At 62.9% G+C, this 18,884-nt stretch carries 21 protein-coding genes; 11 read left to right on the top strand and 10 right to left on the bottom strand.

The window, feature by feature from the left end; translation table 11 throughout:
• Positions 1–93: 93 nt before the first annotated feature.
• The 3 genes from D906_RS00420 to D906_RS00410 all read right to left on the bottom strand — a co-directional run bounded on the left by D906_RS00420 (position 94) and on the right by D906_RS00410 (position 2,320).
• Positions 94–864 carry an SDR family NAD(P)-dependent oxidoreductase gene (locus D906_RS00420; RefSeq protein ID WP_025752738.1) on the bottom strand — a complete coding sequence of 257 codons (771 nt, stop codon included), beginning with the start codon at positions 862–864 and terminating at the stop codon, positions 94–96.
• A gap of 120 nt (positions 865–984) precedes the next feature.
• Entirely contained in the window at positions 985–2,016 is a 1,032-nt protein-coding gene (locus tag D906_RS00415; protein ID WP_027614999.1) for a 5'-nucleotidase, read from the bottom strand.
• 64 nt (positions 2,017–2,080) lie between these two features.
• Entirely contained in the window at positions 2,081–2,320 is a 240-nt protein-coding gene (locus D906_RS00410) for a hypothetical protein (protein ID WP_027614998.1), read from the bottom strand.
• A 409-nt stretch (positions 2,321–2,729) separates the two neighbouring features.
• Between D906_RS00410 and D906_RS00405 the strand changes: the two genes are divergently transcribed.
• Positions 2,730–3,215 (top strand): hypothetical protein, encoded by a 486-nt coding sequence (locus tag D906_RS00405; RefSeq protein WP_025752737.1) that lies wholly within the window; start codon positions 2,730–2,732, stop codon positions 3,213–3,215.
• A 6-nt stretch (positions 3,216–3,221) separates the two neighbouring features.
• On the opposite strand, the gene D906_RS00400 is transcribed toward D906_RS00405, so the two are convergent.
• Positions 3,222–4,133 (bottom strand): LysR family transcriptional regulator, encoded by a 912-nt coding sequence (locus tag D906_RS00400; protein WP_016711216.1) that lies wholly within the window; start codon positions 4,131–4,133, stop codon positions 3,222–3,224.
• Between the two features lie 94 nt (positions 4,134–4,227).
• Between D906_RS00400 and D906_RS00395 the strand changes: the two genes are divergently transcribed.
• Positions 4,228–5,397: an MFS transporter gene (locus D906_RS00395; RefSeq protein WP_025752736.1), complete on the top strand. Its 1,170-nt coding sequence runs from the start codon at positions 4,228–4,230 to the stop codon at positions 5,395–5,397.
• A gap of 52 nt (positions 5,398–5,449) precedes the next feature.
• Here D906_RS00395 and D906_RS00390 read toward each other — a convergent pair whose 3' ends face one another.
• Entirely contained in the window at positions 5,450–6,073 is a 624-nt protein-coding gene (locus D906_RS00390; RefSeq protein WP_019097826.1) for a glutathione S-transferase family protein, read from the bottom strand.
• 197 nt (positions 6,074–6,270) lie between these two features.
• Here D906_RS00390 and D906_RS00385 point away from each other — a divergent pair, with 197 nt between their 5' ends.
• Entirely contained in the window at positions 6,271–6,567 is a 297-nt protein-coding gene (locus tag D906_RS00385; protein ID WP_019097825.1) for a DUF3077 domain-containing protein, read from the top strand.
• A 77-nt stretch (positions 6,568–6,644) separates the two neighbouring features.
• Complete coding sequence (locus tag D906_RS00380) at positions 6,645–7,367, top strand: hypothetical protein (RefSeq protein WP_016711212.1); 723 nt, start codon at positions 6,645–6,647, stop codon at positions 7,365–7,367.
• Between the two features lie 9 nt (positions 7,368–7,376).
• Here the strand turns inward: D906_RS00380 and D906_RS00375 are convergent, their stop codons facing one another.
• The gene (locus D906_RS00375; protein ID WP_019097824.1) at positions 7,377–7,919 is read right to left on the bottom strand and encodes a WYL domain-containing protein; all 543 of its coding nucleotides are present in this window, start codon (positions 7,917–7,919) and stop codon (positions 7,377–7,379) included.
• 119 nt (positions 7,920–8,038) lie between these two features.
• On the opposite strand from D906_RS00375, the gene D906_RS00370 reads away from it, so the two are divergent.
• Complete coding sequence (locus D906_RS00370) at positions 8,039–8,323, top strand: type II toxin-antitoxin system RelE/ParE family toxin (protein ID WP_025752732.1); 285 nt, start codon at positions 8,039–8,041, stop codon at positions 8,321–8,323.
• 46 nt (positions 8,324–8,369) lie between these two features.
• On the opposite strand, the gene D906_RS00365 is transcribed toward D906_RS00370, so the two are convergent.
• On the bottom strand, positions 8,370–9,794 hold the full coding sequence (locus tag D906_RS00365) for a PLP-dependent aminotransferase family protein (RefSeq protein ID WP_019097822.1): 1,425 nt from the start codon (positions 9,792–9,794) through the stop codon (positions 8,370–8,372).
• Positions 9,795–10,119: 325 nt separating this feature from the next.
• Between D906_RS00365 and D906_RS00360 the strand changes: the two genes are divergently transcribed.
• Positions 10,120–11,532, top strand: a complete 1,413-nt coding sequence (locus D906_RS00360) for an amino acid permease (RefSeq protein WP_019097820.1) — start codon at positions 10,120–10,122, stop codon at positions 11,530–11,532.
• 3 nt (positions 11,533–11,535) lie between these two features.
• Here the strand turns inward: D906_RS00360 and D906_RS00355 are convergent, their stop codons facing one another.
• Positions 11,536–11,715 (bottom strand): hypothetical protein, encoded by a 180-nt coding sequence (locus tag D906_RS00355; RefSeq protein WP_025752729.1) that lies wholly within the window; start codon positions 11,713–11,715, stop codon positions 11,536–11,538.
• 184 nt (positions 11,716–11,899) lie between these two features.
• Between D906_RS00355 and tam the strand changes: the two genes are divergently transcribed.
• Positions 11,900–12,682: a trans-aconitate 2-methyltransferase gene (gene tam / locus D906_RS00350; protein WP_019097818.1), complete on the top strand. Its 783-nt coding sequence runs from the start codon at positions 11,900–11,902 to the stop codon at positions 12,680–12,682.
• Here the strand turns inward: tam and D906_RS00345 are convergent.
• Both D906_RS00345 and D906_RS00340 read right to left on the bottom strand, forming a co-directional pair.
• Positions 12,672–13,043, bottom strand: coding sequence for a DUF2784 domain-containing protein (locus tag D906_RS00345; protein WP_027614997.1), 372 nt, complete (start codon positions 13,041–13,043; stop codon positions 12,672–12,674). The two genes, tam and D906_RS00345, sit on opposite strands and share 11 nt — an antisense overlap.
• Positions 13,044–13,108: 65 nt before the next feature.
• On the bottom strand, positions 13,109–13,978 hold the full coding sequence (locus tag D906_RS00340) for a LysR substrate-binding domain-containing protein (RefSeq protein ID WP_027614996.1): 870 nt from the start codon (positions 13,976–13,978) through the stop codon (positions 13,109–13,111).
• A gap of 243 nt (positions 13,979–14,221) precedes the next feature.
• Between D906_RS00340 and D906_RS00335 the strand changes: the two genes are divergently transcribed.
• The 4 genes from D906_RS00335 (at position 14,222) to D906_RS00320 (ending at position 18,849) form a co-directional block, all read left to right on the top strand.
• Positions 14,222–15,538 carry an MFS transporter gene (locus tag D906_RS00335; protein WP_019097816.1) on the top strand — a complete coding sequence of 439 codons (1,317 nt, stop codon included), beginning with the start codon at positions 14,222–14,224 and terminating at the stop codon, positions 15,536–15,538.
• 14 nt (positions 15,539–15,552) lie between these two features.
• Positions 15,553–16,944 (top strand): FAD-dependent oxidoreductase, encoded by a 1,392-nt coding sequence (locus D906_RS00330; protein ID WP_027614995.1) that lies wholly within the window; start codon positions 15,553–15,555, stop codon positions 16,942–16,944.
• Between the two features lie 97 nt (positions 16,945–17,041).
• Positions 17,042–17,752 (top strand): YebC/PmpR family DNA-binding transcriptional regulator, encoded by a 711-nt coding sequence (locus tag D906_RS00325; RefSeq protein ID WP_019097814.1) that lies wholly within the window; start codon positions 17,042–17,044, stop codon positions 17,750–17,752.
• 152 nt (positions 17,753–17,904) lie between these two features.
• On the top strand, positions 17,905–18,849 hold the full coding sequence (locus D906_RS00320) for a LysR family transcriptional regulator (protein WP_025752725.1): 945 nt from the start codon (positions 17,905–17,907) through the stop codon (positions 18,847–18,849).
• Positions 18,850–18,884 lie beyond the last annotated feature (35 nt).

The following is an 18,884-nucleotide window of genomic DNA, read 5'->3' as shown; positions in this document are numbered from 1 at the left end:
GCCTTGTGGAGCGTTCCAATGAAGTCGAAACACCTTTTCCGCGGAACGCACTGCCTCGGCCGGGCTGCAACAGTGCACCCGGCGCGAGTGCACTCACCACACGATCCGCTCGCCGTCCCACCCCCAAAAGCTTCCACTCTCTGCCGGCCCAAGCCGCCCCACCTGCTCGATCACGCACTGTGCGGCAAATGCCGGCTCAAACAGCCTCCCTTCCGGCACGTTCCCCTGAAACGGTCGCGACAGTTCGGTATCGGTGGTTCCCGGATGCAGTGCCAACAGGGTAGCCGCAGGGTTGACGCGTTTCAGCTCGATGCTTGCCGTGTGCAGTAGCTGATTCAGCGCCGCCTTGCTCGCACGATAGCTGTACCAGCCACCCAGTCGGTTGTCGCCGATCGAGCCAACCCTGGCCGACAGCGCTGCAAAGGTTGCGGGCTGTTTGCGCAGCAATGGCAGCAGGTGCTTGAGCAACAGGATGGGGGCGAACGCATTGGTGGCGAAGCTGGCCTGCAAACTGGCGAGGCCCAATTGGCCCAGCGACTTCTCGGCTTTGGCCCCCTCCTGGTGGAGGAGGCCGAGTGTGCTGATCACCAGATGAAGGTGCGTGCAGGCAATGCCCACCTCGCTTGCAAGCGCGGTAAGTGCCAGCTCGTCGCGCGCATCGTAGTCCAGTAGTACCACGCGTTCGCCATGTGCCTGGGCAAGTGCAAGCAGCCCGTCAGCGGCGCTGGCGTGCCGCGCCACGGCCCAGACCCGGCTTACATCGTCGCGGGCCAGCAATGCCGTGCACAGCGCCAGGCCTATGCCTCGGCTTGCACCGCAGACCAACACACTGGCTTTGCCGGTCAGTCCGGGGATTAAAGCCATTGAGCGCGCTTCGTGAGACACTTTTGATCACCCTTGCAGGTTCGTTTCACAGTCCTGCTACTGGAGTTCTGCCTTTCCGGGTCCGAGGTTGTGACGGCTGCGTAGCGCAGCACAGCTAGTCTACGTTGCTGGCAAAGTAGTGGCTACTGGCGCATCTTGCGCTGAGTGTTCAGCTTGCACAGTTTCAGCAGGTGCCGTGATTGTGTGAGAAAGCTTCGGCGTCGCGTGCCTGTTGGCCACCCCGAATGGCACATGCACCATTGGCAGATTCCCGGCAGGCGATTGCAAGTGAGTGCGCTGGTCGTCAAAGAACACATGTGGCTTGAGGATCGACAGCACCCTGGGCTTTTCCATCCCGCCTAGAAAGAAGCATTCATCCGGCGACACGCCCCAATCCTTCAAGGTCGTCACCACACGCTCATGCGAGGGGGCGTTGCGTGCCGTGACGATGGCGATGCGCAGAATCCGCTTGTAGTTCGGGTCTTCTGCCAGCTTGCGATCCTCCAGCATGCGAATCAGTGAAAGTTTGCGGTACAAGTCTGCCAAGGGCCCTGGCGAGTGCGGGGTGCCTTTGTGTACGCGCTCATGTTCCTGAAAGTCGTTCAGGTTGTCGTTGCGCTTGTACACGCTCTCTGCCTCGTCATCGGCAATCACGCCATCGAAGTCGAAGGCCACCCGTAGCTCGGTGTCTATTTCATCGTCGTAGATGCGTGTGGGCAGCACCCGCCCAGCCGGGTAGTTGGCGTCGATGGCCTTTTGCACATCTTCCTCGTTGGCACTGAGGAACAGCGAGGCATTGAACGCCGGGATGTATTCATAGGGCGAGCGGCCCGACATGAACGCCGCGCGGGTAATGTCCAGCTGGTAGTGGCTTATCGAGCGAAACACCCGCAGGCCGGTTGCCGGCGAGTTGCGTGAGAGCAGCACCACTTCCACTGGCAATTGGTCGGGGAAGGCCTGGTTGATGCTCAGGAAGCGGCGAATGAACGGGAACGCCACTCCCCGGGGAAACGGTTCGTCCAGGTTGTCTTCCTGGTGCTGACGGTAGGCCTCGACCCCTTGGGTCTTGTAGATGTCGTCCGAGACAGTGAGGTCGAACAGCGCACTTGAGGCAACGCCGATGACCAGTTTCTGTTCAATGGGGTAAGGCATGAAGCTGCTCCTGCAAGTGGCCTGGGGCAAGTGTACGCGTACGCTGTGTGTAAAGCCCTCAGGCCTACGGCGTCAGCCCGAGCAGCACTTGAATCTGGTACTGCAACTGGCTCACATGTTCGCGCTCTGCGCGCAGGGCCGCGTGCAACGTACTGTTCTCCTGTTTGTGAAGGCGGGCGGTTTGCTCCAGTTCACGGTCGCTCTGCAGCAAGTTCCACATCTCGCCTTGGCGGACGGATTGCAGGCATACAAGCAGCAGGGTGATGCCGCAGACACACAACAGGGAGATTTCCAGCGCTTCCATTTAATGTTTCCTTGGGACGTGGCAACAAGCCGGTAAGCGAGACGATATGTCTATTATGAATACATGTCGATATTGGTGACTTGTACAGGTAAAGGAATGGTGCAGGTTCCGCGGGGCTTGTTGGGTGCGGCAGCCAGCAGAATCAAGGCAATCTGATATCACGTTATGGATGCAGCACCATTCTGCCAAGGCTTTGCCTGCAGTCGGCCTGTTGTTGGCAGAAGAAGGGCAGGTTTGCCCAAATATGGCTGGTTAGTTGACATATACAGGAGGCTTTACGTGGCTTTGAGCAAGCCGGTCAGGCTTCTTAGATGCTGACCAACCACTCAAATGCGCGACGCATCAGTGGATCCGGTGATGCCATTTTGATAGCTTGCCGCCCATTACCGCTGTATCCGGACAGGAATTGATGAACCAGCCACACGAACACAGCACTTTGACCCCGCTCGCGAAGCCGACGGTGGACAAGGTGATCGAAAGCACCGCTCAGGCAGACACTTCGCCTCAGCAGGCCGCTGAGCAAGGCACGTTGCAGGCCAGTATCGATGCACTGAACCAGAAGCTTGTGGCCAGTACCCTGGCCCGGGTGCAGAAGGAAGGGGTTATCCGCAAGCGCCTTGAACAGCACCAGCAGCAACTGGCAGAAGGCAACCTGGCCAGGGAGGGCCTGTCGAACACGGTGACCACGGCGCTGAAGAAGCTCGCACAGGCGACCCACACCCAGGCAGACCGCGTGGACAGCGTGGAGGCGCGGTTGGCCAGCCTGGCCGAACGCCAGTGTGAGTGCGAGAGCCAGCGAGCGAACGGTTGGCCAGCGTACCTGGAGCGTCATGCGGTGTCGTTGGTGGCCTTGGCTGTGGCGGTGTTCACGCTGGGGCTGCACGTGCTTGGTTAATGCCCGCTACAGGGGCCTGCGCACGCTGCACGACAGCTGCTCTACCAGAAAGTCCACAAACACCCGCACCCGCGCCGGCATCGCAGAGCCGCCAACGAACACCGCATGAATCGGCTCGCGATCGTCAGGGTTGTACGCCTCCAGCAGCGGTACCAGCTGCCCGCTGGCCAGGTCATCGACCACGGTGAAGGTACCGATGCGCGCTATGCCGGCCCCCAGCCTGGCCAGTTGCGCCAGGGCTTCACCGCTGCTGCATTCGATATTGCCGGTCACCTTCAGTGAAAACACTTCGCCATTGCGGCGAAACGGCCAGTCGGGCGCGGCGCGGCGAAAGTTGAAGCGCAGGCAGTTGTGCCGGGCCAGGTCCTCAGGCACCAATGGGGTACCGCAGCGTTGCAGGTACTCGGGCGAGGCGACCACTACCTGGCCGGTTTCGCCAATGGCACGCGCACTCAACGAGCTGTCTGGCAGGTGACCGAAGCGCAGCGCCACGTCGGTCTGGCCGCCGAGAATGTCGGCAACCTCGTCGCTGAGGGTCAGGTCGACCAGCACTTGAGGATAACGCGCGCTGAACGCTGCCAGCAGCGGCACCACGGTCAGGCGGCCATGGCCAAGCGCCGCGCTGACCCGCAAACGTCCGCGTGGCACGCCTTGGTCGGTGATGGCGTCCTCTAGCTCCAGCATGTCGGCCAGCACCCGCCGCGCACCGCGCAGGTAGGCCTCACCCTCGGGGGTGAGGGTGATCGCCCGGGTGGTGCGCAGCAGCAGGCGCGTGCCCAGGCGCTGTTCGGTGCGGGCGAGGATGCGGCTGACAGCAGAAGGTGTCAGGCCCAGTGCCCGGGCGGCGGCGGACAGGCTGCCTTCTTGCGCCACCCTGGCAAAAATCTCCATCTCTCCGGATCTTCCACTGAAGTCCATTTGTGTCTCGCAGGCAAAGGTGATTCGCAAAAACGCAGTCTAGTGCGGTTTTTAAACACTTTGTAGCATTTGCGGCATAGATAAGGAGCTTGCCATGCGTATCAATCCACCTCTGGTCGCACTCGCCATCGGTGCCTTCGGCATCGGTGTCACCGAGTTCGCCCCCATGGGCATGTTGCCCAGTATCGCCACCGACCTTGGCGTTTCCATTCCTGCTGCAGGGCTGTTGGTCAGTGCCTATGCCATCGGTGTGCTGATTGGCGCGCCGCTGATGACCCTGGCCACGGTGAAGATCCCGCGACGTTACCTGTTGATCGGGCTGATGGCCATTTTCACCTTGGGCAACCTGATGTCCGCGCTGGCCAGTGACTACGCCAGCCTGCTGGTGGCCCGGGTGGTCACTTCGTTGAACCACGGCGCATTTTTCGGCATCGGCTCGATCGTTGCGGCCAGTGTGGTGCCGCCCGAAAAGCGCGCTGGTGCCGTGGCGGCGATGTTCATGGGCTTGACCCTGGCCACCATCGGAGGGGTGCCGCTGGCGACCTGGTTTGGTGAAATGCTGGGCTGGCGCACAGCGTTCTGGGGTATTGCCGGGCTTGGCCTGGTGGCGATGACCACGCTCTGGTATGCGCTGCCCAATGTTGCATTGCCCAAGGGTGATGGGGCCATGGCAGAAATCCGCGTGTTGGGCCGCGGCCCGGTATTGGCGGCCTTGCTGCTGACCGTGGTGGGTTCCAGTGCAATGTTTACTGTGTTCACCTACATCGCGCCAATCCTGCAGAACGAGGCGGCGGCGTCTACCACCTTCGTGACAGTCATGCTGGTGCTGTTCGGGGTGGGCCTGACCTTGGGGAATATGTGGGGTGGCAAGGCGGCGGACCGCTCTATCGATCGCACGCTGATACTGTCGTTGGCGGTGTTGATTGCGGTGCTGCTGGTGTTTCCGCTGGTTCTGGCCTGGCCACTGCCAACGGCCTTGGCGGTGCTGGTCTGGGGGGGCGCCAGCTTTGCCCTGGTGCCGCCGTTGCAGATGCGGGTGATGGAAGCGGCCAAGGATGCGCCCAACCTGGCGTCGGCGGTGAACATCGGCGCGTTCAACCTGGGCAATGCGATTGGCGCGGCGCTCGGTGGCGCGGTGATCAATGCAGGGTTGGGTTACTCGGCGATTGCCCTGGCAGGGGCGGCGATGGCGGCTTTGGGGCTGGTGATGGTGCTGCTGTTTGCCTGGCGTGGTCGGGGGGTGGCGGGCCAGGTTGCGGCGTAACAAGCGGGTATCGCCGGGGCTGCACGTAGCCCCGGCGTCTTCCTTTTTGCTGTTAGGGCGTGCCGTTGCGACCATGCAGGTGATAGGCCGGGCGCTCGCTCAGGCGTTCGTAGTAATCACGTACGGCCGGCAAGTGCGGGTGCTCGAACGGTGTTTCGAACCAGCGGTTGACCGACAGGCCGACAGGGATGTCGGCCAGGGTGAACTGGCTGCCGGCCACATAGGCACCGGTGCTGGCCAGCTGGCGGTCGAGGATGTGCATGTAACGTGACCACTCGGCGCAGCCGGCGGCAAGCGCCTGTGGGTCCTGGTGGGCGGGCGAATGCCTGACCAGCGACATGAATGCATAGCTCCAGGAGCGGTTCAGGTCCGAGGCCTGCCAGTCGATCCACTGGTCGATCCTGGCCCGTGCCTGCGCCTCGCTGGGGTAGAACGCGGTGGCACCGTAGCGGTTGGCCAGGTAGCGAATGATGCTGTTGGACTCCCACAGCGTAAAGTCGCCATCCTGGATCACCGGGATCATGGCGTTGGGGTTAAGTGCTAGGAACTCGGCACGGTCGGTAGGCTGGAAGCCCGAGCCCCAGTCTTCACGCTCGAACGCGACCTCGAACTCGGCACAGGCCCACAGGACTTTCCGCACGTTGATGGAAGAGGCTCTGCCCAGTATCCGTAGCATGGTGTTCGTCCTTGTAGAGGGGGAGTTGATCGTCCGCCACTGCCCAGGGCTGGTCAAGGGGCAGATCAGCGACTGAGCGCCCCTTTAGCCGGTTCTTGTAGTCCATTTCCGAAAGTAACCCTTTCCACCCCATTGGTCATTGTGGTCGCGCCGGTAGCCCCCTAGTCTCGGCACGCTCGTAACCCCGAGGAATGGACATGGACAACGACACGCCCCAAAACAGCAGCAAGCTCAATGTCGTGTGCGCGGCAAGCCGGTTTGGCAATGCCGAACTGGTGCAAATGAAACCTCAGCTGCCATTGCGCACCGCACTGATGGAAGCTTCCAGCATCATGGGTTGCATCACCGAAATCACCCGCAAGGCCATCGACAGGCCAGGTGATCGCAAAGCGATGATGCAAGCCACGTTCTATCTGGCAGGCATGGCCAAGGCACTGATCGATGGCCAGTTGCTGCAGATGCGTCAGGCGCGCGAAGGCGAAGGTGACGCCTAGCCAGGCTTGCCTGGGGGCCACGAACTTGGCAACCTTGAGCGGTTTGAAACGCGTATCACCACAGAAGGAAGCATGCATTGAGCTGGGACAAGGTGGGGAAGCTTCTCGTCGCCGTGCTGATTGGCCTGATGGTCCTGTTGGCCGCCTACGCGCTGCTCAGGGGCAACCCGCGCCTGGAGGCGTCACTGACCTATGCTTACCTCACTTACCCCAGCCAGTTCAGCGAGCGTATCAGCAAGGCCAGCGAACAGCTCAAGTACGAGCAGTTGCAGGGGCGTATCAACAGCATCGACCAAGGCGGGCTGAGCCATGATCAGGTCGAGCGGCTGATCGAAATGGCCCAGGCACCTTATGCCCAGCTGTTCGCCAAACCGTTCGAGGCCGGGCTGGTCGATCACCGTACGGGGTTGCTCATCGAGTTGCTCAACAGTGGAGACGCTCAGGTACGTCAGGTGCGCATTCGCTTGCCAGCCAAAGGGCTGGTGCAAGTGCGCGATGCTGCCGGTAACGACACGCTGCTGGAAAACGCCACCGCGCAGGTAGATATCCCGGCCATCGAACCTGGTGGCACCTGCAAGGTATGGGTGTATTTCGACGCCGACTTTTCGCAGATCCGCCAAGGCGGGGTCAGCATCAGCCACGCCGACGGTGTAGCCAATGTACAGGTGTACCACGAGGTCATCGGTTTCCCTGCCACGGTGGCCCGCTACAGCCGTGAGCTGATGGTGTTGCTGGGGGTGTTGGGGCTCAGTGTGTTGGGCCTTGGGTATGCCTGCCTCTCGCGACGTCGCGCGGTTTGACTGCGCCGGTCAACATTCGCCATCGTGCAGCGCCAGGCTCTGGCGCAACTGTTCCAGCATGGCCACGCGCAGCACGTGGGGCGCATGCACCCGGATCGAACCGGCCTGGGACAGCAGCCAGGTCATCAGCGCGCGGTTGTCGTCGACGCTCGCCTGCAGCGTGGCACCGCCATTTTCTTGTGGCGTCAGTTGCATATCCGTAGACAGTGGCTGCGCTTCCAGGCGCCGGGCCAGTACGTCATCGACCCAGGCGTGCAGTTCAATGCGCGGCGGCGAGACAAGTACGTCGGGCTGCAAATGTTGTGCTTCGTTGAGGTCCAGGCCCGGTTGCCAGTACCAGCCGTAAGGTATGCCTTTGCTGTTGCATTGCAGTGGGAACAGCGCAGCGAGCTCGACCAGGTCGCGCTCAACAGTGCGTTTGCTGGTGGTATGCCCCACGGTCTTCAGGGCGGCCTGCAACTGGGTGGAGCTCATTCCCGGGTGGCGGCCGGGCAGTAACTTGAGGAGCTGCCACTGGCGGGCGATGGTATGGCGGGTGGGGTGGCTGGGCAAAGGGCTCGTCCTTGAAGCAGGCGCCAAACCTGTCGAGTGATGGCGTATGGCTATTGCCTCAGCATACCCTTTTGCTGAATGGGATCCAAGTTTTCGGTCGAGGCATTCAGTGTCTCTGGATGACCTATAAGCTAGATTTTCTGCCTTCGGCATTAAAGGAGTGGAGCAAGCTTGGCCACACTGTGCGTGAGCAGATCAAGAAAAAACTCGGCGAGCGTTTACAATCGCCCAAGGTACAGGCCGATGCGCTGCGTGACTTGCCGAACCACTACACAATCAAGCTCAGGGCCTCCGGGTATCGCCTGGTGTATCGGGTTGAGGACGAGCGAATCGTTGTCGTAGTGGTTTCGGTTGGTAAGCGCGAGCGCAGTGGGGTCTACCCTGCGGCTCAAAGCGTTAGATGATGGCACGCTGGTGCATTCACAATATGCTCAGCGCCCGCCATACACACTACACCCCACCCCGTCGCACATGCTTCACCAGCACCTTCTCCAGCAGCTCCCACATCGCAGGCTCCGTGCTGAACGCCACATTGAACCGCATCCACCCGGTCGCCTTGGCATCCACCATGAACAACTGCCCAGGCCCAAGCATGATGCCTTTCTCCAGCGCATCATCCAGCAGCGCCGCGCTGTCCGGAATGGCCGGGTGGCGGGTCCAGATGTACATGCCTTCATCCGATTCGATGAACAGTTCAAAGCCCAATCGATGCAAATGCCGGCCAACTTCCTGATGCGCCTCGGCCAGGCGTTGGCGCAGGCGCTTGAGGTGTTTGCGCCAGCGGCCGTCGATGATCGCGGCGTACACCACGCGCTCCATCACCTGTGAGGTGGTCAGGCCCGAACGCATCTTCAGGTGCAACAGTTTCTGCATCAGCTCGGGGTTGGCCAGCATGTAGCCGACCCGCACGTTGGGCGAAATGCTCTTGGAGTAGCTGCCCACGTACACCACCTGCTGCAGGTGGTCGAGGCTGGCCAGGCAGGGCTGCGGTTCGGCGACCATGTCGGCGTACAGGTTGTTTTCCACCAGGCGGAAGCCGTGCTGGCTGGCCAGTTGCAGCAAACGGTGCAACTGCGGCAGCGGGGTGCGGGAGCAGGTCGGGCTGTGCAGGTGCGGCTGGGTGAAGAACGCGGTCGGGCGGTGGTGGGTGAGCAACTGCTCCAGTTGGTTCAGGTCGTAACCGGCCGGGGTGCGTGGCACGCCGATCAGTGTTGCGCCCTGGGTGCGCAGAATGCTCATCAGGTTGGGGTAGCCAGGGTCGTCCACCAGCACCACATCGCCTGGGCGCACCAGCGTGCGGGCGGCCAGGTCCAGGGCCTGGCTGGCGCCGTGAGTGAGCATCAGTTGCGCAGGGTTGGCGACGATCGACAGCTCTTGCTGCAGGTTCTGCGCGGTCAGTGCACGCAGCTCCATAAGGCCCATGGGGTCGCCGTAGCCTGACAATTCCAGCGGGCTGCCGGCCACCTGGCGCAGGCCGCGACGCAGGCCGTCTTCGTACATCCAGTCGTTGGGCAGCCACCCGCACCCCGGTTTGTACGGCAACTGGCGGATTTCGAAGATCTGCTGCAGGTACCACTCGGAGTTGAACGTTGGTCGACTGGTATCAGCCTCGGCGTTGTGCGTGTCCAGCAGTTCGCCCGCCGCGCGGTTGACGAAGAACCCCGCATTGCCACGGCTTACCAGCAGCCCTTGGGCGACCAGGCGGTCGTAGGCCTCGACCACGGTGAAGGTGCTCACCGAATAGCTCGCGGCAAAGGCGCGGATCGACGGCACCTTGGCGCCTGGCTTGAGGGTCTGGTTATCGATCAGCTCGCGCAGCCCGTCAATGATCTGGTTGACCAGCGGGGTTGAGGAGTCTGGATGTAATTCGAACATTCGGGGCCTTCAGGGTGCGTATCGCCTGGCGTTTGCAGGGTGTACTGCATGGGCGACCTGTACAGTGCAGTGCGAGTTTCATGCCACTGTGCATGGCTCTCTGCGTCGGACATTTTTACATTAGGTGTCGGATATCGCCACATAAAGCATGTTCAGTTCGCCCCAGGCAGCCGCCCTGGGGCGCGTCAGCAGGCCGCCATGGAAGGCCTGCGTGTGTTCGTTCACACCTTCCTGCCCGCATTAGCACTGATGTACAGGTGAAACCGCCAGCCATCGGGGTTTCACGGTTTTCCTTGGATAAAAAGAAGCACGGGGTACACAACTGATGGACGCAACATCCACAACCACCACCGCGAAAAGCGGGCACGAGAGCAAGCTCAGTGCCTCGCTGAAGTCGCGCCACCTGACGATGATGTCCATCGCCGGGGTTATTGGCGGCGCCTTGTTCGTCGGTTCCGGCAGCGTGATCCACAGCGCCGGCCCAGCCGCTGTCCTGGCCTACCTGGCGGGCGGCATCCTGGTGGTACTGATCATGCGCATGCTGGGTGAAATGGCGACTTCCTCGCCAGACACCGGCTCGTTTTCCACCTACGCCGACCGCGCCATCGGCCGCTGGGCCGGTTTCACCATCGGCTGGCTGTACTGGTGGTACTGGGTCATCCTCATGGCCTGGGAAGCCTATGTGGCGGGCAAGATCCTGCATGGCTTCTTCCCCGACGTCAGCGTCAACGTGTTCGTGCTGGCCACGACCCTGTTGCTGATCACCGTCAACTTCTTCAACGTCAAACACTACGGTGAGTTTGAGTTCTGGTTCGCCTTGATCAAGGTGATCGCGATCGTCTGTTTCCTGATCGTGTGTACCGCTGCCGTGCTGAACGTCTGGCAGTTCGGTGAAGTGCGTGGCATCAGCCACCTTACCGCCGAAGGCTTCATGCCCAATGGCATCACCACCGTGATCGGTGCCTTGCTCGGGGTGATGTTTGCCTTCCTGGGTGCTGAAATCGTTACCATCGCTGCTTCCGAAGCCAAAGACCCGGCCGCACAGATCGTCAAGGCCACCAACTCGGTAGTCTGGCGTGTGTGCCTGTTCTACGTGGGTTCGATCTTCCTGATCGTCTGCCTGGTACCGTGGAACGACCCGCACCTGGGCGTTTCCGGCTATGGCGCCTACCGCCGTACCCTGGAGCTGCTGGGCGTGCCGTATGCCGAGCTGCTGATGAACTTCGTGGTGCTGACCTCGGTGAGCAGCTGCCTGATCTCCGGCCACTACACCGCTTCGCGCATGCTGTTCTCCCTGGCCCAGCGTGGCGATGCGCCGTCGTTCTTCAAGATTACCCGCGCCGGCACCGGTGTACCGGTATACGCGATCATGGGTTCGTGCGCCGTGGCCGTGGTGTGTGCGCTGATCAACTTCAGCGAGACCCTGCGCCCGAAAGACGTACTGGAAACCCTGATGAACACCACCGGCATGATCGCCCTGTTGGTGTACCTGGTCATCGCCTTCTCGCAGCTGCGCATGCGCCGCAAGCTGATTGCCGAAGGCAAGGAAGTGCGCCTGAAGATGTGGCTGTTCCCGTGGCTGACCTACCTGGTGATCGCGTTCATCGTGGCAGCCCTGGTGACCATGGCCTTCATGCCTGACTACCAGATCCTGGTGATCTCCACCGGTATCGCTGCGGCGATCGTAGTGGCGATGGGTGTGGTGCACCAGATCCGTTCTGGCAGCAAGCAGCACTAAGCGTCACTCGCTTTTCGAAACGGCCGGCTCCCCTGGGGACCCGGCCGTTTCGCGTTGCTGGGCCTGGGCTTTTTCTGCGGGCATGTGGAAGCGCTGGTTCATCCAGGGCGAGCCGAGCAGGGCGGCGGCGGCAATCAGGGCCAGGATGGCGAGGGCGATGTAGGTTTTCATGGGTGTGCGCATAAATGGACTGACTTCAAGCATAGGTGGTCAGTTCCGGCCTCATCGCCGGCAAGCCAGCTCCCACAGATACTGCACCAACATCAGGCTCTGCGCCGTACCTGTGGAAGCTGGCGTGCCGGCGATAGGGCTCCTACAGTCGGCAGATGGCATATGCTAGACACATCGCCCGCCCAAGGAGCCCGACATGGCTTGGTCCGCCACCCAGTATTCCCTGTTCGAAGATGAACGTACCCGCGCTGTGCGCGACCTGCTTGCTGCCATCCCGACTCCGCCGCGTCCGGTGCGCCACGCTACCGACCTGGGCTGCGGCCCGGGCAACTCCACCGAAGTGCTGCTGCAACGTTACCCCGATGCCCAGGTAACCGCCCTGGACAGCGACCCGGACATGATCGACAAGGCCCGTGAGCGCAAACGGTTGTGCATCCCCCGGGTACGCACGGCCGTCGCGGACATTGCCGGCTGGTCCGCCCCGGAACCGCAAGACCTGATCCTGGCCAATGCCTCGCTGCAATGGGTACCCGACCACGCCTCGCTGTACCCGCACCTGGTGCGCCAGCTGAGCGAAGGCGCCAGCCTGGCCGTGCAGACCCCGGACAACCTTGACGAACCGGCCCACCGGCAATTGCGCGAGATTGCCAGCCAAGGCCCCTGGGCGGCCAAGTTCGCCGATTTCCAGCTGCCACCACGGCACAGCGCGGCGTTCTACTACGACCTGCTCAGCCCGCTGTGCGCGCGGGTGGATGTGTGGCGCACCACCTATCACCACCCGTTGCCGGGTGGCGCCGAAGCGGTGGTGGAGTGGTTCAAGGGTTCGGCCCTGCGACCTTATCTGGCCAGGCTTGATGAACAGGAGCAGGCCGACTTCCTGCAGATGTACCTGCAGGCCATGCAGCGAGACTACCCACCGGCCACCGATGGCAAGGTACTGCTGCCGTTCCCGCGCTTGTTCGTGATCGCTACCCGCTAGGGTGGCGACAGCGCCAGGCCACGTAACTGTAAACGCCGAGGTTGAGCAGCAGCACAACGCAACCCAGCAGCAGCTGAATGTGCGGCGTCAGCCCGGCGGGGTAGATCAGCGGCCAGATATAGTGCTCGACGAAACCGCCTTGGTAGCCTGCGTCACCGGCCGCGCTACGCATGCGGTTTTCCCAGGTGGTGAGCGGGCAGCCCAGGTGCAGGCATTCCACCGCAAGGCCCCAGGCCAGGGCTGGCAAGTGGACGAGCAGGGCGGGGCGCCACTTGAGCACCAGCAGGCCGCCGAACAGCACCAGCAGAATGAAGGCCAGGTGCAGCAGGACCAGGGTGTCGGCGGCAAGGCGGTAGAGCATGGGCAGTGTGCCTAGGTTGAATTTACCCCAGCATAGTTGGTTGCCTGTTCTGGCCTCTTCGCGGGCTACATCCCTTCCTCGACCATCTGCAAAAAGGTCGCCACCACCCGTCGCGTGCGCTGTTCGCTAAGGCAAACCAGCGTCTCGGTCAAATGCCGTTGGCAATCCACAATCGGCAGCGCACACACCCGCGCATCGGCGCCAAACTCTGCCGCCGACACCACCCCCACGCCAATCCCCACCACCACCGCTTCCCGCGCCGCCTCGCGGCCTTCCACCTGGATCGCCGGGCGAATCCGCAGCCCGGCCCGCTGCATTTCTTCTTCCAGGGTCTGGCGCGTCACCGAGCCAGGCTCGCGCAGCACCAGCGGTGTGTCGTCCAGGTCGGCCAGGCTGATCGAACCACGGCTGGCCCAGGGGTGGTGGTGGGAAACGAACGCCACCATCGGGTCGCGGCGCAGCGGCAGGCAATGCAGCCGCTCATCGTTCACATCCCGGCCCAGCAGCGCCAGGTCGGCCTGGTAGCTGAACAGCCGGGCCAGCGACTCATCGGTGTTGCCGGTCTCGATCTTCACCTGGATGCCCGGGTAGCGCTGGCAGAAGCGGGCGATCTGCGGCAGCACGTGCACTGGCGCATCCACCGCCAGCACCAGGCTGCCGGTGTGCAGGGCTCGCGAATCCTGCAGCAGGTCATGGGCCTCGGCTTCGCAGGCGAACAGGCGCTGGCTGATGCCCAGCAAGCGTTCACCGAGGTCGGTCAACTGCACCGAGCGCTTGTTGCGGTGGAACAGCAAAACGCCGAAGCGTTCCTCCAGCTTGCGCACCTGGTCCGACACCGCAGGCTGGGTAAGAAACAGCTTTTCCGCTGCGCGGGTAAAGCTGCCGTGCACGGCCACCGCATGAAAGGCCTTGAGTTGTGTGTGGGAAACCGACATGACCACCTCAGTAACAAGCTGAGCTTATGTGTGAAATACGATAAATCGATTTTATTTATCTTAGCGCAACTGTTTCCATGCATGTCAGCCCGACGCTGGCACCACGAATGCCGCCAGGGCCATGGTGCCCACACGGTGCCATCTGACCCGATGACAGCCTCGTCATCGCTGTGCGTAACACAAGAACAAGACAGGCGTTTCTTCACATTCTGCCGGCACACTTGAGCAAGAGGTCAGACGTACATGAATCAATCACTAGCCGCGTTCAAACGCTGGCGCATCCAGATTTTCGCCATCACCTGGCTGGCCTACGCCGCCTTCTACTTCACCCGTAAAGCCTTCTCGGTGGCCAAGCTGGGCATCGCCGAAGACCCCAACTTCATGCTCGACAAGGCCGCCATGGCCAATCTCGACGCCATCTACCTCGCCGCTTACGCCGTGGGCCAGTTCACCTGGGGCATGCTCGCCGACCGCTTTGGCCCGCGTGTGGTGGTGCTGGGCGGGTTGCTGATTTCCGCCGTGGCGGCGGTGGTGATGGGCAGCTACGCCACCTTCCCGATCTTTGCCACCTGCATGCTGGTGCAAGGCCTGGCGCAATCCACCGGTTGGGCCGGGTTGTGCAAGAACATCGGCAGCTTCTTCCCGGCTTCGCAGCGCGGGCGGGTACTGGGTTTGTGGAGTTCCTGCTATGCCTTCGGCGGCCTGGTGGCTTCGCCGTTCGCGGGTTGGTGGGCCTACACACTGGTCGGCACCTGGCACGCGGCGTTCTTCTCCAGTGCCGCCGTGGTGGCGCTGGTGGCCGTGCTGTTCTTCATCCTGCAGCGCAACAAACCTGAAGATGTCGGCCTGCCGGCGGTAGAGCCCGAGCCGCAGAGCATGGCCCCGGCCGGCAACCTGTGCAGTGTGTGGGCGCCGCTGAAAGAGATCCTGCGCAACCGCACCGTGCTGACGCTAGGCCTGGCGTACTTCCTGCTCAAACCTGCGCGCTACGCCATCCTGCTGTGGGGGCCGGTAATCGTTTTCGAGCAGATGCCTTCGGTGGGCAAGGTGGGTGCGGCAATCATCCCGACCGCCTTTGAACTGGCCGGGCTGCTGGGCCCGATCATCATTGGCCTGGCCTCCGACAAACTGTTCGGCGCCCGCCGCATGCCGGCTTGCGTGATCAGCCTGGTGTTGCTGACGGTGACCCTGGCGGCCTTCATGGCGGCCATGCACACCGGCAGCGTGATGCTGGTGGTGGCGTTGCTGTTCGTCATGGGCCTGACCCTGTACGGGCCAGATTCGATGATCAGCGGCGCGGCGGCCATCGACTTCGGTACTGCCAAGGCCGGTGCGACAGCCGCGGGCTTCGTCAACGGCTGTGGCTCGGTGGGGGCGGTGCTGGGTGGGCTCCTGCCGGGGTACTTCGATGGTGTCACGGTGTTCATCGTGTTCGCCGGCTGCGCGCTGTTCTCGGCGTTGGTGCTGCTGCCGCACTGGAACAGCCGCCCGGCCAGCACCCCGCAAAGCGCTGACGTGGCACCGAATACCAGCATGGCAATCAAGCCACTGCGTACCTAAAGGAAAGCAAGCGAATGAGACCCTTCTGGCTGCAACAGGCCCTGGATTCGGCGCAGGAGGCGGTGTGCCCACCGCTGCAGGGCGATACCCGTTGCGATGTGTGCATCGTCGGCGGCGGCTACACCGGCCTGTGGACAGCACTGATGCTCAAGGAGGCGGTGCCGGCGCTGGATATCGTGCTGATCGAAGCCGATATCTGCGGCGCCGGCGCCAGTGGCCGCAACGGCGGTTGCGCATTGTCCTGGTCGGCCAAGTACTTCACCCTCGAACGCCTGTTCGGGGTGGCCGAGGCGGTACGCCTGGTGCGCGAGTCGGAGCGCAGCATCGGTGATATCGGTACGTTCTGCGCGGCCAATGGCATCGACTGCGACTACCGCCTGGATGGCACGTTGTACACCGCCACCAACGCCGCTCAGGTCGGCGCCACCGATGCAGTGATCGCGGCGCTGGAGCAGAAGGGCATCAACTCGTTTCGCCGCCTGCCGCTGGACCTAGTCCAGCGTCTGGCGGGTTCGGCAAGGCACCTGGAGGGCTGGTTCTCGCCAGCTGCCGCCACGGTGCAGCCGGGCAAGCTGGTGCGTGGCCTGCGCCGGGTGGCGTTACAGCGCGGCGTGCGCATTCATGAAGGCACGGCCATGAGTGGCCTGGAGCACGGCGCCCCGGTGCAGGTGCGCACGGCCCATGGCACGGTGCGCGCCGACCGCGTGGTGTTGGGCCTCAATGCCTGGATGGCGCGGGCTTTCCCGCAGTTCGAGCGCAGCGTGGCGATCGTTTCCAGTGACATGGTAATCACCGAGCCGTGCCCCGAGCTGCTGCGCGAGATCGGCCTGGACAGCGGCATCAGCGTGCTCGACTCGCGCATTTTCGTGCACTACTACCACAACACCTCCGATGGACGGCTGATGCTTGGCAAAGGCGGCAATACCTTTGCCTATGGTGGGCGCATGCTGCCGGTGTTCGACCAGCCGTCGCCATACCGGCCGCTGCTGCGCGAAAGCCTGGGCGGGTTTTTCCCGGCCTTGGCCGAAGTGCCGCTGGCGGCCAGCTGGAACGGGCCGTCGGACCGCTCGGTGACCGGCTTGCCGTTTTTTGGCCGGCTGGACGGGCAGGGCAACGTGTTCTATGGCTTTGGCTATTCGGGCAGTGGTGTGGGGCCTTGCCATATGGGCGGGCAGATTCTGTCGTCGCTGGCGCTGGGGCTCGACAACCCTTGGACCCGTTCGCCGCTGGTCAAGGGGCCGCTGGGGCTGTTCCCGCCCGAGCCTGTGCGCTACCTGGGTTCGCTGATGGTGCGCAATGCCATCCGCCGCAAGGAGCGCGCCGAAGACCTCGGCATGCGGCCGCGACGGCTGGATGTGCGCCTGGCGCGGTTTGCCGCGGCAGCAGGAAAGGCCGATAAAGGCTGATGAGATTTCTTGTCGATCCCATGCGTGAGGGCGTATAAAATGCACCCACTTTTGGCCGGTCGCTTCCTGAACCGGCCGCTGAAACAAGAGAGTCGACATGGGCGCACAGTGGAAAGCCAAACATAGAGAAACAGCGGCCAATGCCAAAGGCAAGGTCATGGGCAAGCTGTCCAAGGAAATCCAGATCGCGGCCAAGTCGGGCGCCGATCCTGATATGAACCCGCGCCTGCGCCTGGCCATCGTGCAAGCCAAAAAGGCCTCGATGACCCGCGAGACGCTGGAGCGTGCGATTCGCAAGGGCGCGGGCCTGGATGGTGATGCCGTGCAGTACCACGCCGTCAGCTACGAAGGCTTTGCCCCGCACCAGGTGCCACTGATCGTCGAGTGCCTGACCGACAACGTCAACCGTACCGTCGCGCAAATCCGCGTACTGTTCCGTAAAGGCCAGCTGGGTGCCAGCGGTTCGGTGGCTTGGGACTTTAACCACGTCGGCCTGATCGAAGCCACTCCGGAAGGCGATGCCGACCCGGAAATGGCAGCCATCGAAGCCGGCGCCCAGGATTTCGAGGAAGGTGAAGAAGAGGGCTCGACCCTGTTCATTACCGACACCACCGACCTGGACGCGGTACAGAAGGCCCTGCCGGAGCATGGCTTCACCGTGACCTCGGCGAAGATTGGCTACACCCCGAAAAACCCGGTGAGTGCGGCCAGCCTGAGCGCTGACGCATTGGCTGAGGTGGAAGCGTTCCTCGAGGCGATCGACGAGAACGATGACGTACAGAACGTGTACGTTGGTCTGACTGACTGATCTGCTTTTCAGGGGCCGCTTTGCGGCCCATCGCGACACAAGGCCGCTCCTACAGGGACCGCGCAGGCCATGGGCAGGTGCGGTCCCTGTAGGAGCGGCCTTGTGTCGCAAACGAGGTCGAAGCCCTCGCCTGCGGTCTGGAGCCGAACCCGATGAACCCCACCTTCGCCTCCCTCAGCCTCGCCCACCTGCGCACCCTCGACCACCTGCTACAGCTGAAAAACCTCAGCCACGCCGCCGAGCGCCTGGGCGTCAGCCAGTCGGCTCTGAGCCGCCAGCTGGCCCACCTGCGCGAAGCCTTCGACGATCCGCTGCTGGTACGCCAAGGCCGCGGCTACGTATTGAGCGAACACGCCGAAGCCCTTGTCGAACCCCTTCGCCAGGTGCTCGAAGAACTACAGGCTCTGCGTCAGCCCGCAGTGTTCGACCCGGCACGCTGCGAGCGGCGTTTCTGCCTGGCTGCTTCGGACTACGTGGCCGAGCACATGTTGCCGCTACTGGTGGCCGCGCTGGAGCGTGAAGCACCGGGCGTATCGCTGGAGTACCGTACCTGGCAGGCCGGCCAGTACGCCTTGCTGGCCAGCGGCGAGATTGACCTGGCCACCACCCTGTTCGACGAGTCGCCGCCCAACCTGCACGGGCGTCTGCTGGGCGAGGACCGCGCCGTGTGCCTGATGCGTCACGACCACCCCCTAGCTGCCCATGCCGCACTCAGCCAGGCCGATTACCTGGCGCACAAGCATGTGCGTATTTCCGGCGGCGGCGACAAGGACAGCTTCATCGACCGCCACCTGCGCGCCCAAGGCTTGCAGCGGCGGGTCAGCCTGGAAGTGCCGTTTTTCTCCGCCACTGTGCAGGTGATCGCCAACAGCCAGGCCGTGGCAACCGTGCCCGAGCACATTGCCCGGCAACTGTGCCGCTTGCATGATCTGGCCTGGCGGCCGCTAGGTTTTATCGACCACAGCCAGCGCTACTGGGTGGTGTGGCACCAGCGCCTGCAGGCCTCGGCCGAGCACCGCTGGTTGCGCAACCGGGTGTTCGAGCTGTGGCGACAGTCGCAGTTTGGCGTGCAGGGTGGGCATGCGGGTTTGCCATAGCTGGTATGCGCAAGGCGGGGTTATTCGCGTCGGCA

It is taken from the genome of Pseudomonas sp. LAIL14HWK12:I1, from assembly GCF_003202095.1.
Taxonomy (GTDB): Bacteria; Pseudomonadota; Gammaproteobacteria; order Pseudomonadales; family Pseudomonadaceae; genus Aquipseudomonas; species Aquipseudomonas monteilii.
This window is presented reverse-complemented; position numbering and strand designations above follow the sequence as displayed.

Bases quoted from the DNA above. Each gene is read 5' to 3' on its own strand.
- D906_RS00420 (WP_025752738.1), bottom strand. From the start codon at position 864: ATGGCTTTAATCCCCGGACTGACCGGCAAAGCCAGTGTGTTGGTCTGC.
- D906_RS00415 (WP_027614999.1), bottom strand. From the start codon at position 2,016: ATGCCTTACCCCATTGAACAGAAACTGGTCATCGGCGTTGCCTCAAGT.
- D906_RS00410 (WP_027614998.1), bottom strand. From the start codon at position 2,320: ATGGAAGCGCTGGAAATCTCCCTGTTGTGTGTCTGCGGCATCACCCTG.
- D906_RS00405 (WP_025752737.1), top strand. From the start codon at position 2,730: ATGAACCAGCCACACGAACACAGCACTTTGACCCCGCTCGCGAAGCCG.
- D906_RS00400 (WP_016711216.1), bottom strand. From the start codon at position 4,133: ATGGACTTCAGTGGAAGATCCGGAGAGATGGAGATTTTTGCCAGGGTG.
- D906_RS00395 (WP_025752736.1), top strand. From the start codon at position 4,228: ATGCGTATCAATCCACCTCTGGTCGCACTCGCCATCGGTGCCTTCGGC.
- D906_RS00390 (WP_019097826.1), bottom strand. From the start codon at position 6,073: ATGCTACGGATACTGGGCAGAGCCTCTTCCATCAACGTGCGGAAAGTC.
- D906_RS00385 (WP_019097825.1), top strand. From the start codon at position 6,271: ATGGACAACGACACGCCCCAAAACAGCAGCAAGCTCAATGTCGTGTGC.
- D906_RS00370 (WP_025752732.1), top strand. From the start codon at position 8,039: ATGACCTATAAGCTAGATTTTCTGCCTTCGGCATTAAAGGAGTGGAGC.
- D906_RS00365 (WP_019097822.1), bottom strand. From the start codon at position 9,794: ATGTTCGAATTACATCCAGACTCCTCAACCCCGCTGGTCAACCAGATC.
- D906_RS00360 (WP_019097820.1), top strand. From the start codon at position 10,120: ATGGACGCAACATCCACAACCACCACCGCGAAAAGCGGGCACGAGAGC.
- D906_RS00355 (WP_025752729.1), bottom strand. From the start codon at position 11,715: ATGCGCACACCCATGAAAACCTACATCGCCCTCGCCATCCTGGCCCTG.
- tam (WP_019097818.1), top strand. From the start codon at position 11,900: ATGGCTTGGTCCGCCACCCAGTATTCCCTGTTCGAAGATGAACGTACC.
- D906_RS00345 (WP_027614997.1), bottom strand. From the start codon at position 13,043: ATGCTCTACCGCCTTGCCGCCGACACCCTGGTCCTGCTGCACCTGGCC.
- D906_RS00340 (WP_027614996.1), bottom strand. From the start codon at position 13,978: ATGTCGGTTTCCCACACACAACTCAAGGCCTTTCATGCGGTGGCCGTG.
- D906_RS00335 (WP_019097816.1), top strand. From the start codon at position 14,222: ATGAATCAATCACTAGCCGCGTTCAAACGCTGGCGCATCCAGATTTTC.
- D906_RS00330 (WP_027614995.1), top strand. From the start codon at position 15,553: ATGAGACCCTTCTGGCTGCAACAGGCCCTGGATTCGGCGCAGGAGGCG.
- D906_RS00325 (WP_019097814.1), top strand. From the start codon at position 17,042: ATGGGCGCACAGTGGAAAGCCAAACATAGAGAAACAGCGGCCAATGCC.
- D906_RS00320 (WP_025752725.1), top strand. From the start codon at position 17,905: ATGAACCCCACCTTCGCCTCCCTCAGCCTCGCCCACCTGCGCACCCTC.